Source organism: Pradoshia sp. TA40_28 (assembly GCF_059694525.1).
In genome coordinates, this window is record NZ_JCATZO010000006.1 from 21,401 (window position 1) to 34,982 (window position 13,582).

10 protein-coding genes and 1 pseudogene are annotated in these 13,582 nt (G+C 38.0%); 3 read left to right on the forward strand and 8 right to left on the reverse strand.

The window, feature by feature from the left end:
- Positions 1-220: 220 nt before the first annotated feature.
- The 5 genes from ctaF to cyoE form a co-directional block, all read right to left on the reverse strand.
- Complete coding sequence (ctaF, locus tag AC58NB_RS09405) at positions 221-553, reverse strand: cytochrome c oxidase subunit IVB (protein WP_497426571.1); 333 nt, start codon at positions 551-553, stop codon at positions 221-223.
- Positions 554-559: 6 nt separating this feature from the next.
- The gene (locus tag AC58NB_RS09410) at positions 560-1,192 is read right to left on the reverse strand and encodes a cytochrome (ubi)quinol oxidase subunit III (protein ID WP_497426572.1); all 633 of its coding nucleotides are present in this window, start codon (positions 1,190-1,192) and stop codon (positions 560-562) included.
- A complete protein-coding gene (gene ctaD / locus AC58NB_RS09415; protein ID WP_497426573.1) occupies positions 1,192-3,072 on the reverse strand; it encodes a cytochrome c oxidase subunit I in 1,881 nt (626 codons plus the stop codon). Before ctaD ends, AC58NB_RS09410 begins: the two co-directional genes overlap by 1 nt.
- Positions 3,073-3,105: 33 nt before the next feature.
- On the reverse strand, positions 3,106-4,173 hold the full coding sequence (coxB, locus tag AC58NB_RS09420) for a cytochrome c oxidase subunit II (RefSeq protein WP_497426574.1): 1,068 nt from the start codon (positions 4,171-4,173) through the stop codon (positions 3,106-3,108).
- A gap of 90 nt (positions 4,174-4,263) precedes the next feature.
- Entirely contained in the window at positions 4,264-5,226 is a 963-nt protein-coding gene (cyoE, locus tag AC58NB_RS09425) for a heme o synthase (protein ID WP_497426575.1), read from the reverse strand.
- Between the two features lie 510 nt (positions 5,227-5,736).
- On the opposite strand from cyoE, the gene AC58NB_RS09430 reads away from it, so the two are divergent.
- On the forward strand, positions 5,737-6,681 hold the full coding sequence (locus AC58NB_RS09430; RefSeq protein ID WP_497426576.1) for a COX15/CtaA family protein: 945 nt from the start codon (positions 5,737-5,739) through the stop codon (positions 6,679-6,681).
- 387 nt (positions 6,682-7,068) lie between these two features.
- Positions 7,069-7,320, forward strand: a pseudogene (locus AC58NB_RS09435) (transposase); the annotation flags it as partial.
- 382 nt (positions 7,321-7,702) lie between these two features.
- Here the strand turns inward: AC58NB_RS09435 and pyc are convergent.
- The 3 genes from pyc to AC58NB_RS09450 form a co-directional block, all read right to left on the reverse strand.
- A complete protein-coding gene (gene pyc, locus AC58NB_RS09440) occupies positions 7,703-11,137 on the reverse strand; it encodes a pyruvate carboxylase (RefSeq protein ID WP_497426577.1) in 3,435 nt (1,144 codons plus the stop codon).
- A 102-nt stretch (positions 11,138-11,239) separates the two neighbouring features.
- Positions 11,240-12,430: an FtsW/RodA/SpoVE family cell cycle protein gene (locus AC58NB_RS09445; protein ID WP_497426578.1), complete on the reverse strand. Its 1,191-nt coding sequence runs from the start codon at positions 12,428-12,430 to the stop codon at positions 11,240-11,242.
- A 114-nt stretch (positions 12,431-12,544) separates the two neighbouring features.
- Complete coding sequence (locus AC58NB_RS09450; RefSeq protein ID WP_497426579.1) at positions 12,545-12,841, reverse strand: Fpa/YlaN family protein; 297 nt, start codon at positions 12,839-12,841, stop codon at positions 12,545-12,547.
- Between the two features lie 174 nt (positions 12,842-13,015).
- On the opposite strand from AC58NB_RS09450, the gene AC58NB_RS09455 reads away from it, so the two are divergent.
- Positions 13,016-13,519: a peptidyl-prolyl cis-trans isomerase gene (locus AC58NB_RS09455; protein WP_497426580.1), complete on the forward strand. Its 504-nt coding sequence runs from the start codon at positions 13,016-13,018 to the stop codon at positions 13,517-13,519.
- The last annotated feature ends 63 nt before the right edge of the window (positions 13,520-13,582 follow it).

The window sequence follows — 13,582 nt, forward strand, 5'->3', positions numbered from 1 at the left end:
GTCTCTGAATCTATCATTTAATCTTTTAGCACGGTTAATCTTAAATATTGATATTTATTCCTGACCTTTACTTTCAGCGGACGGTCCGGAGCCTCCCCTTTCTAAAAAGGAATCTTTAGGCCACCCACTACGATCAACCAAGTTTATCAAATCAACAATGAACTTTAATAAAGCCAATCTTTTAAAAAAAATCGGCTTAACAAGTTAAGCCGATCCCATCTTAAATCCACACAATCAATACAAACGCAAGAATAGTAGTTACACCAATAAGCAATCCGGTATACATAAATCCTGCCATTGTTCCGTGTCCTTTTTTATTCATATGCATAAAATAATAGAGTTGAAAAATGACCTGAATTACTGCAAGTAATAAGATGAATGGTAATACAAACCATCTGGAAAACCCATCATAACCTACTGCAAAGAACGCAATTAAAGTTAAGAAGATCATCATGATAAATGTAATAACCTGCATCTTCATATCTTCCGCATTTTTCTTCCGTCTATAGTTAAGTGCTTCCTTACTAAGATGTGTTTTAGGCTGATTTTCCATTTATCTTCACCCCACCATTCCCATTAAGTAAACGACTGTAAAAATGAATACCCAAACTACATCGATAAAATGCCAGTACAGGCTAGCGATATAAAATTTTGGTGCATTATATAGATTTAAGCCACGTTTTGAATTACGAAGCATCAAAGTAATAATCCAGAGTAATCCAAACGTTACGTGTGCTCCATGGAACCCGACCAATGTGTAAAAGGCAGAGCCAAATGCAGAACCTGTAAATGTGTGATGGTATTCGTGTACATAATGGTTAAATTCGTAAATTTCCAATCCCAGGAAGGCAGCTCCCAGTAATACAGTCATTAAAAGCCAAAACTGCATTTGTTTAAAATCATAGTTCCTCATATGATACATCGCATACACACTAGTTAAGGAACTGGTTAAGAGCAGCATGGTAGCAATAAACGCCAACGGCATATCAAACAAATCTTTAGCTAAAGTCATATCCTTATTAGGCGGTACACTATCTTTCAACGCTAAATACGTAGCAAATAATGAAGCAAATAGGACTGTTTCTGCAGCAAGGAAGAGCCAGAACCCTAAAAACTTATGTTTTCCTTCTGCTGTATATTTCTCAGGGTGAGATGGCCATGTTTCTGGTGTAAATTTTTGTTGTGCATCCATTACACCTCAACCCCCTTATCATTTTTGGGATTAGATGAAACTAATTCTTCTTTATGAATATGATATCCATGATCATCTTTGATGGATCGGTAGAGCATAGCTAAGAAAGTGATCAACAATCCAATGATCATAACCGGAACGGTCCATGCTTTATCTGTTGCATTATAGAGTGCACCAAAAGCAGCGATAAATAATCCAAAAGAAATAATGACCGGCAAAATGGAATTATTAGGCATATGGATATCTCCAAGCGGTTCTGCAGGAGTCATCCCATTTCTTCCTTCCACTTTTTCAAGCCACCAGGCATCATATCCACGTACCAGTGGTAATCTTTCAAAGTTGTACTCTGGAGCCGGTGATGAAATGGACCACTCAAGTGTACGTCCATCTTTCCATGGATCATTTCCAACCTTCACGTTTTTAACAGAAGTAACGACAATATTAACCAATAAGATAATGACAGCGACTGCCATCACGAATGCTCCAATAGTAGAAATTAAATTACCAGTCTCCCATCCCTGTCCATCTAAGTAGGTGAACACACGTCTAGGCATTCCCATTAATCCAAGGAAATGTTGAACAAAGAATGTTAAATGGAATCCAATTAAGAATAACCAGAAAGTAATTTTACCTAAAAATTCATTCAACACAGTACCAAATATTTTTGGCCAGTAAAAATGCGTACCTGCCAGTAAAGCCAGTACTACTCCACCTACGATAACATAATGGAAATGGGCAACAACAAAATAACTATCGTGATATTGATAGTCAGCCGGAGCTGCAGCATTCATAATTCCAGTTACTCCACCCATAACAAATGAGGGAATAAAAGCAACAGCATACAACATAGGCGTCGTGAACGTTATTTGTCCTCCCCACATGGTGAACAGCCAGTTAAATATTTTAATTCCAGTTGGTACTGCAATTGCCATTGTTGCTACAGCAAATATAGCATTTGCAACTGGACCAAGACCTACTGTAAACATATGGTGAGCCCAAACCATGAAGCCTAAGAAACCAATCAGAATGGTTGCAAAAACCATGGATGAATAGCCAAATAATCTTTTTCTCGAGAATGTAGGAATAATCTCTGAGAAAATCCCAAATGCAGGGAGAACTAAGATATACACTTCCGGATGTCCAAAAATCCAGAATAAATGCTCCCATATAATCGTATTACCACCTAAAGCCGTTACAAAGAAGCTGGATCCAAACATGCGATCAAACATCATTAATGTTAATCCGACTGTAAGCGGCGGGAAAGCGAATAAAATCAAGGCAGATGCCACGAATGTTGTCCATGTAAAAAGCGGCATACGCATAAACGTCATTCCAGGCGCTCTCATATTAATAATTGTGGCCAGGAAGTTAATTCCCCCAATTAACGATCCCATACCAGATATCTGAAGTCCAAGTATGTAAAAATCTATTCCGTGACTTTCAGAAGCCAACGAAAGAGTTGCATAAGATGTCCACCCGGCATCAGGCGCACCACCCATAAACCAGGATAAGTTCAAAAAGACTCCACCAAAGAAAAATAACCAAAACCCTAATGAATTCAAAAACGGAAATGCTACGTCCCTTGCCCCGATTTGCAGCGGCATGATTGCATTCATAAATCCAAGTAATAAAGGCATGGCTGCAAGGAATATCATCGTTGTTCCATGCATGGTGATAATTTGGTTAAACATTCCACCACTGATAAAATCATTTTCAGGCTTTACAAGCTGTACTCGTATAAACATCGCTTCAAGCCCACCCAGCAAGAAGAAAAAACCTCCTGCAAAGATATAGAGCTTAGCAATTTTCTTATGGTCAACAGTAGTTAAGTAATCCCAGATGACGCTAATAAACCCCTTTTTTTGAGCAATCGTACTCACGTTTTAACCTCCCCTTTGCAAACTAGCAAACTCTTATTTTAGCGATAAGGTTTCCAGGTACATAGTAAGCGCATCAATTTGAGAATCAGATAGCTCTCCGTATGTACCAGTCATTTTGTTTCCTTCTTTAACTGACTCCGGATCCTTCAGCCACTTCTTCACATTTTCTTCATTATTTTCCAAATAACCCGCTACTACTTCACGATCAGCAAAATTGGATAGGTTGGGTGCTAATCGTGCCTGCTCCGGCCGCTGATCATTAGAATCGATTGCATGACATCCGATACAGCTTTTATTAAAGATTTCCTGTCCTTCACTTGCTGTTGCATCGGCTAGTTTTTCTTCTGTATGCTTTGTTTCTTTCATGCTGGCTACCCATTCTTCAAATTCATCCCTTGGTAAGGCTTTCACTTTAAAATCCATCAAGGCATGAGAAGCTCCGCATAGCTCAGCACATTTTCCATAAAAAGTTCTGCCTGCTTCTTCACTTTTTTCATCGTCAAACTCAAGCCAGAAGCTATTTTCACCTTCCGTATTGGTATCAAGCTTTCCTCCAGCTGAAGGAATCCAGAAGGAATGCTTTACATCAGTAGCTTTTAAATTAAAGTAAACCTTTTCATCAGTTGGCACTACAAGTTCTTGTCCTGTCATTATCCCTTCCCCAGGATATTCAAACTCCCACCAGTAGTAATTCGCCCTTACATTTACTGTTAAAGCTGTTGGATTACCATCCTTATCCTTATCATCTTTAGCAGATACGTCGGCAAAATCAAACGTATAATAAATGGTTGGAACTGCAAGAATGATTAATAAAATAATCGGAATGACTGTCCAAAGGATTTCCAACTTATGGTTACCTTCAATTTGTTTAGGGATTGAATTATCTCCCTTTTTACGACGAAATTTTAAAATTGCAAGTACAAATAGAATGACAACGACGATAATGACCAGTACCATAATGGCAGTACTGAGAAGCATTAAATCAAACTGTTTCTTCGCAACCTCTCCTGCTGGATCTAACGCTGATAGATACGGTTTGCCACAACCTGAAAGAATCAGTGTGAAAATAGCAATTAAGGATGCAATGCGCCATTTTTTCATAGCAAATAATTACCCCTCTTTCGTAAAAAATTTCTTCTTTCCAAAGGAACATCTTATATAATCAATTTCTTAAAGAAAGAACCCCCAATGTTAAAACCGATTAATCAGTGAAACAATAACCATTGCGACAAAAGAAATCGTCATATAGTTTAATGAATAAACAAACATCTTATTGGCCCACTTTAAATCCTCTTCTTTTGAAAAATCCTTTTTAAACGAGAATCCTTTTAAAGTTAGGATAAGCCAACCTATATTTAGAACCGTAGCCAATACCACAAAAGAAACCCCGATTGGTTTCAATATAAATGGAATTGGAAACAATAAAACTACCCATATCAACATATGAATCTTCGTTTCTTTAAATCCCTTTATAACAGGCAGCATTGGTATTCCAGCCGCTCTGTATTCTTCTGTCCTTTTCATAGCCAATGCGTAAAAATGCGGAGGCTGCCAGACAAACATTAATAAAAACAATCCCCAAGCTATGGGATGTAATCCAGGATCAACAGCCGCCCACCCGATTAGTGGAGGAATGGCACCCGAAAAACTGCCGATTACAGTATTTGAGACCAATCGTCTTTTTGACCACATGGTATACAGCACTACATAGGCTACTACCCCAATTAGCCCCATTAAAGCTGCCATTGGAGAGGCCATTAATAAAATTAATAACCCAATTATAACCAGTGCCAACCCCATATATAAGACTTTCAAAGGGTTCACTTTACCAGTAACCGTGGGACGGTTCTGAGTACGAGTCATGAATACATCAATATCTCGGTCTATATAATTGTTTAAGCTTCCCGATCCCGCAATAATCATTGCTGCCCCTATAACACCATACAAAACAAGATCAAGATTACCAAGAAAACTTTGATCCGTAAAATAAAGCCCGAGCCAGATTCCTGTAAAAACAGTAATTAAATTTGAATTAACGATACCTACCTTAACCAATACCAAAAAGTCCTTAAATGCTGTTCTGTTCATTTCCTTTTCCACGTCTAGTCCCTTCTGGTTCTCATATGAGGTCTGCGATGCCGGTTTAGGTTTCATGCTGTTACCTCCTATCTGAATAGTAGATTTCAAAACTTTAGTTATCATCCGATATATTCACGTACTAAAATGATTATATTTTGATAGAAAAATTTGCCTACTATATATTTAATCATAAATTACTCTCTTGATGTGACATTTATTTGTCTGATTTTTGTCAAAAGTGTGACCTACCCATTATATAGTGGTAATTTTATCCTGTAAATATGTTTTGTTACATTTTAAGAGTGATAACCTTATTTAACCAATTGAATCCCCATACTATTTCTAACAAACTCTTCCTTAAGTTTCAACTATAAACAATCATATCTGATTACATCATCTCAAAAATTTATAATTTCTTTGACAATTTAGAAACTTTCCTTTGAAATTATTGTCAAAATTATTTATGATATGTTAGTAATGTTTATCAAACTTTGTAATATTTACCTTATTATAAAGGTTCCATTTATTAGGAAACAAATATTTTAGCTTACTATTTTATTAAAATAAAGCAGGTGTTGGATTTACATGCAAAAATCATTGAAATGGTTTGCCGTTATGACAACCTTTGTCATGCTTGTCATCCTAATCGGTGGCGCGCTCGTAACAAAAACAGATTCCGGTATGGGATGCGGACGTTCCTGGCCATTATGTAATGGGGAATTCATTCCTAAAGAGATTACAGCCGCACTTATTATTGAGTTGGCCCATAGACTTTGTACCGGGATTGGAACCTTTATGGTAGTTGGACTTTCCGTATGGTCTTGGAAAGTCATTGGGCATATTCGTGAAACTAAATTTCTCGCTATCCTGTCTGTTTCATTTTTAGTCATTCAGGCATTGATCGGAGCTGCTGCCGTTGTTTGGAGCCAATCTGATTTCGTGCTGGCCCTGCATTTTGGAATATCACTTGTCTCATTTGCGGCAGTCCTTCTCTTAACGCTATTGATTTTTGAAGTGGATAAAAAGTTTGATGCCGACAAATTGACCATATCTAGAAAAATGTCTTTTCACATCATTGCTCTGACTGTTTATTCCTATATTGTCATTTATACAGGTGCATTGGTTCGACACACAGAAGCCAGTCTAGTTTGTCCTGAATGGCCTATGTGTTTCAATGATGATTCGATAATGTCATATAATATGTATCAATGGATACAAATGGGACATCGTGCCGCCGCCGGCCTAATCTTTATCTGGATCTTATATATATTCATCTATACACTTCGCCATTATCGTCATGTCAAAGTTTTATATTGGGGCTGGACTATTTCCCTCATTCTTGTCAGTTTACAGGTTACAGCAGGCGCTTTCATCATCTATACCCGCTTAAACCTCTATGTAGCTCTTTTGCATGCACTACTGATTACTTGTTTATTTGGAGTATTTGCCTATTTTATCCTTCTGGTAACCAGATCTAGGAAGAACGGAGCAACACAAACTTTAAATCAAACAATTAAAAAAACAAGCTAATTAAAACTGTAATCTTAACCCATGCTTTGCACCACTTTTATACAAACTTATTTCATTTCAAAAGAAAAGGAACGGGATATATATTTCCACGCTCCTTCAAACTGTAGACAAATCCCTTAATCTTTTAGGGACCTTGTCTACAGTTTTTTGTTTTCGTTATTCTTTGCTATTTGGTTAAGCTATTTTCTACAGAATGGGCTCGCTTTCCGCGGGAAAGCATCAAGCCTCCTCTCGCTCTGCACTACGGGGTCTAGGGTACGCTTGTTTTTCCCGCAGGAGTCTCTCACATTCTGCAGAAAATAGCATACTGCTTCCTATATGAGTTTCCTCGGTATAAGAAAGGCAACTATTATTTACCAATGTGGTGATGAGTATGTTTACCAAACATACTCAAAGCGCAACGAAACCATTGAACGAGTCTTTGCGGATGCGAAAGAAAAGCATGGAATGGGTTGAACAACTTTAAAGGGACTTAAAAAATTGTCCATGCAGGCGATGCTTACTTTCGCTGCCATGAACTTGAAGAAAATGGCCAATTCGATTTGGGAAGGTCCAAAAATGGCCCAAAAAATAGATGAGGAGCGGTCTATCCCTCGTGAAAAAGCAAAAAAAAAGGGAATTCAAAAATTAGTCCCTTAAGAGCCATTCTGAATTCCTTTTGTCTACAATCTGAAGAGGCTGGGACATAAGTATTTCAGTCAATGATAAATCCGACCTATTAGGTGATATTTTAATAAATATTTCGCCTAATAGGTCGGATTTATATTCGTTTTTTATAGATTGGTTACTTCTGTATACCAACTTAGTGGAATGGAGCGGAAGCCACCGACTCCTGCGGGAAGTAGAGGAAAGGCTGAGACCCCGCAGGCGTAGCCGAGGAGGCTCAGCTTCCTCCCCGCGGAAAGCGAGTGGCTGCAGCGCAATGGAACGAACTTTTCTTCAACTTAACTCTTTAGATATCGTTCGTCTTTTCAGGATCGTTTATAAGTTATGTCCCAGTCTCTTTTTTGTATTGTTTATCTCAATCAAGTTCAATTAGTAAATCGCCTGTTTGAATGGCTTCTCCATCTTCTACAAAAATCTCTTTAATCGTTCCGGCAAATGGAGCCTGAACAGTGGTTTCCATTTTCATTGCTTCTGTAATGATTAAGTGATCGCCTTTTTCTACCTTTTGTCCCGGAACAACCAAAACTTTCATCACTGTTCCCGGCATAGTTGCACCGATATGATTTGGATTAGCATGATCCTGTTTTCTTTTCGATTGAATAAGCGTTTTAACACTTTCATCCTTTACAACCACTTCTCGAGCTTGTCCATTGAGTTCAAAATAAATCATTCTCGTACCGTCCATACGAGGCTCATTAATAGAAATCAATTTAATCATCAATGTTTTTCCCTTTTCAATTTCCACTTCTATTTCTTCCCCTATAGAAAGGCCATAATGGAAAGTTGGGGTATCCAACGCTGATAAATCACCATATTTACTGTTTGATTCTGCATAATCCAAGAAAACTTTTGGATAAAGAGCATAAGCGATTGCATCAAACATATTGACAGGACGTTTGATTTTCTCGAACAATTCTTCTTTTAATTTTATAAAATCGACATCTTCAAGTAGTTCACCTGGCCTTACAGTAATAGGCGTTCTATTCTTCAAGATTACCTTTTGGAGTTCTTGAGGAAAACCACCGTGTGGTTGTCCTAAATAACCACTAAATAATTCAATGACTGAATCTGGGAAATCGATTAAATGGCCTCTCTCTAAAACACTCTCTTCTGTCAAATTATTTTGTATCATAAAGAGCGTCATATCACCTACCACTTTGGAAGAAGGTGTTACTTTAATGATATCACCAAACATCATGTTAACTCGATGATACATATCTTTCACTTCATCCCAGCGTTCACCTAGACCAACCGCTTTCGCTTGCTGCTGAAGGTTGGAGTATTGGCCGCCCGGCATCTCATGAACATATATTTCCGTATGAGGTGATTTCATGCCACTTTCGAAATCAGCGTAGTAATTTCTGACGCCTTCCCAATACTCCGATAACTTTTCAACAGGCTTAATATCAAGTTTAGGCTGCCTTTCGTTACCTTCCAGGGCATAATAAAGTGAATTCAGGCTTGGCTGTGAAGTAAGGCCTGCCATTGAGCCTAGTGCAGTATCAACGATATCGACACCCGCATCAATAGCACGTGCATACTGATAGATTCCATTTCCGCTCGTATCATGTGTATGCAAATGAATCGGTATATCGACCGCATCTTTTAACTCTGATATTAACCGGTAAGCTGCTTCAGGCTTCAACAGTCCTGCCATATCCTTAATAGCTAATATATGTGCTCCCTGTGCCTCTAATTCTTTAGCAAGATTTCGATAGTACTGCACATCATACTTTTGCCTGCTAGGGTCAAGTATATCGCCTGTATAGCATATTGCGGCCTCCGCTATTTTCCCTGTTTGGCGAACCGATTGAATGGCTTTTTCCATTCCCTTAACCCAGTTCAGGCTATCAAAAATACGGAATACATCAATTCCGGCATATGCTGATTTCTCAACAAATTCCTGTATAACATTATCAGGATAATTTTTATAACCGACTGCATTAGATGATCGTAAAAGCATTTGAAATAATACATTCGGGATGTCCTGTCTAAGCATTAACAGCCTTTCCCATGGATCTTCTTTTAAAAATCGGTACGCAACATCAAAGGTTGCCCCTCCCCACATTTCCATAGAAAACAGATTAGGCATCATCTTTGAGGTTGGTTCCGCGATTTCCATTAAATCCTTCGTTCTCACCCTGGTAGCCAAAAGGGACTGATGTGCATCACGGAATGTAGTATCCGTAATTAATACGTTTTTTTGCTCTTTAATCCACTTGGACAATCCCTCTGGCCCCAATTGGTCCAATAATTGTTTTGTTCCAGCTGGTGCTGCAATATGATTATGAGTTTGCGGAACCTTCGACTTATCAAAATTCGGTTTCTCCTTTACACCTATCCCCGGGAACCCATTAACCGTGACATTTGCAATATAATTCAGTATTTTAGTTCCACGGTCTTTTCGATCAGAAAAAACAAAAAGTTCAGGTGTCGAATCGATGAATGAGGTATCATATTGACCTGACTTAAATTGTTCATGTTGAACAACATTTTCAAGGAAAGGAATATTGGTTTTAATTCCCCTAATTCTGAATTCCCTTAAATTACGCAGCATCTTTGCTGCAGCTTGATCAAATTGAGCAGCATGAGTTGAAACTTTAACAAGCAGGGAGTCATAATACGGTGTGATAACTGATCCGTGATAGGCATTACCAGCATCCAAACGTACACCAAATCCGCCGCCTGATCGATAAGCCGCAATTCTCCCCGTATCCGGCATAAAATGATTTAATGGATCCTCAGTAGTCACCCTCGCTTGAATGGCATATCCATTCATATGTATATTTTCTTGTTTTGGGATATTCAATGGATCATCATGCAGACTATGGCCTTCTGAGATTTTAATCTGTGATTGAACAATATCAATACCCGTGATCATCTCTGTAATCGTATGTTCGACCTGTACACGGGGATTTACTTCGATAAAGAAAAATTCATCTCCAGAAACAAGAAATTCTACTGTGCCCGCATTAATGTATTTCACGTTATTCATTAATTGGACAGCCGCATGGCAAATCCTTTCTCGCAAAGAATTTGTAATTGAAACACACGGAGCTACTTCCACTACTTTTTGATGGCGGCGCTGAACGGAACAGTCTCTTTCAAATAAATGAACAATGTTTTCTTGACTATCACCAAGTATTTGAACCTCAATATGTTTTGGATTCTCAACGAATCTTTCCACATAAACTTCGTCATTACCAAAAGCAGCTTTCGCTTCTGATTTCGCGCGGGAATAGGCTTCCTCTAGTTCTTGTGGATTGCGAACAATACGCATTCCTCTGCCTCCTCCGCCAAGAGAAGCTTTAATTATAATGGGATACCCATTTCTTTCCCCAAACTTTGCAACCTCTTCCAAGTCTTTAACCGGACCATCGCTCCCCGGAATAATTGGTATACCAGCCAATTTTGCCTGCTCTTTTGCCTTTACTTTATCACCAAACATATCGAGATGCTTTATGGTTGGGCCAATAAAAATAAATCCTTCCTCTTCACATCGTTTAGCAAATTCAATATTCTCGGATAGAAAACCATAGCCAGGATGTATAGCATCCACACCACTCATCTTGGCAATCTCAATAATTCCCTCTATATCTAGATACGCATCGATTGGCTTTTTACCTTCACCAACCAAATATGCTTCATCTGCTTTATATCGATGATAGGATTTATAATCTTCTTTTGAATAAATGGCAACCGTTTTAATATCTAACTCATTACAAGCACGAAAAATACGAATCGCAATTTCGCCACGATTGGCAGCCAAAACTTTATTAATTTTTTTCATGTTCAGCACCTCACCATTCTTGATAATTATGTAAATATAGTAATTTAATATAAAAATAATGAGCAAGAACCATGTCCTTACTCACCATTTATATGAAATTTGTTAATCCATAGCGTGTTGTAACTCTTGTTTATTGGGTTCTTTTTTATAGGTCGCATGATATCTCGTCATCATAGAAACATTGACCAATATCCCGGCTGAAATTAAAAGGACAAACAAGGATGAGCCACCATAGCTGATAAATGGTAAAGTAACCCCTGTAATTGGTATTAAACCAATTACTCCTCCTAAGTTAATCAGCGCTTGAATTCCAATCATACTGGAAATCCCCGCTGCAAGCATACTACCAAAGGGATCATCTGATTTAATCGCTATATGAATTCCTTTTAATACAATTGTAGCTAAACAAATCAGGACAAATCCCACACCTATAAGTCCTAGCTCCTCCGAAATAACCGACATAATAAAATCAGTGTGTGGCTCAGGCAAATACCCATACTTTTGTGTACTCTGACCAAATCCCACACCCGTAACACCGCCATTTCCGATAGCTACATACGAATTGACAAGCTGGTACCCTTCATACTTCTCACTCGAAAACGGGTCCAGGAATCCAACAAAACGCTCGAGCCTTTTCGGTGTGAAAATTTTGTCTTTAAAGAGAAAAATCAATGGTGCTGCAACTACGATTGCTCCTACTAAAATAGAAATCAACTTCGTAAAGCTCTTCCAGTTCATTCCAGAGCATATAATAACTGTACATGAACTTGTAAAAATGATGAAAGCTGTCCCGATATCAGGCTGCAAGACAATCAATCCACAGATGATTATCAAAAATAATAACGGTGGTACAACACCTTTATTGAAAACATTTATATATTTTTGCTTATTCGAATAGACCGCGCTTAAATAAATAATCATTCCCAATTTAATAAACTCTGAAGGCTGCAGACTCCCTAGTGCACCGAGCTTAAACCAACTTTCTGCATTTCCAGCGGTATGGCCAATAAAGTTCAGAGCAACAAGGGCAACAATCGAACCTGAGACTATAGTAATCAAAACTTTCTTATTCTTATATACAGGATAAGGTAAGCTGGCTATAGCGAAAAACATGACAAATCCGAAGATTACATGCCTAAATTGTTTTATGTAGAAAAAATCGCTTGGATATCCAAATCTTGTCACAGCTGTTACCATACTGGCACTGTAAACCATAACAAGTCCAAAAATGCTCAAAACGATAATGACAGCTATGAGAGTAAAATCATACGATTTTAAAATACGCTTTATCATAAAGATCTCCTTGCCTCGAATTTCGTTCCAAAAAAATATCGTTTTTTAAAAATTATATAAAGAAAAACAAAAAAACTCAAACAATTTCGGCATCGTTTGAGTTTCGACTGCTACTTATTTTCTCAAAGAAGCATCATGAAGAGTAGAGAGTTCTTTTTCAAGGAATCCCAATAATTCTTTACCGTCTCTTTCTTCTATCAATCCCAATCGAACGGCAAAGTCAATTTCTCTGGAAAGACCAAACATTTGGGTATCTAAAACCTCTTCATATAACGGACATTGAGGCATAGTCAAATTGTCCATTTGCACCTTTATTAGTTTAAATATTTTATCAGCGTCAGCCTTTAACAATGCGTAGGCCTTTTCTTGATGATTGACAAGGATATCGGATGTCAATGTGCAACCCCCCATTATGGCCCAATGAACCAATCTATTATAAAATTTTACCCTTAAAATCATAAAATTGCAAGAATAGGTAATGACAAGAAGGTTAGTTTTTCAAAAAAAGATAGCCTTCAAAGCAGCGAATTACTGTACAAGCTCCTCTGGCAGCTATAAGATTAAAAATGGAAAGGAGTGACAATTATGAAGGATATTCTACAAGTAAAAGGAAATGTAAAGTTTCCGATCTACATCGATCCAGGCACATGGATTTTTGATGACAGAAAGTTTGATCTTGATGGCTGGCATCCAGAACTAAATCAAGATGATACAAACGAACAGGAGACATATTTAAAACAAGTTTCCTCACAATGGGATAAAGAAATTATTGAAGGTGCTTCTCCGCCTCCGCGTGAGCCTGTCAGAAAAATGAAGAAACAGGAACTCATGGAAAGCAGCTTTGGGATTGTCTTAAAGCCATTTTTCCTAAATGCCGAACCTGAAAGTAATTCAACAACTATTATTATACATACGGAAGAATCTGATTTTGTTTATCCATTTGAGGAAGCGTTTCAATTAGTAGCAGGCTTCTCCATTAAAGGGCGGCCCATCAAAGAGGATGAAGGAGGCCCTATTTACATTTACCATGGGGATGGTTCCAATAGGCAAACCCCAATTAAAAACGTAACAGGTTTTACGATTCAATAGGGGTTATTGGGAGCGGGACATCATTTGTCCGGCTCCCGTTTCATAACTAACCGTAAAATAGAG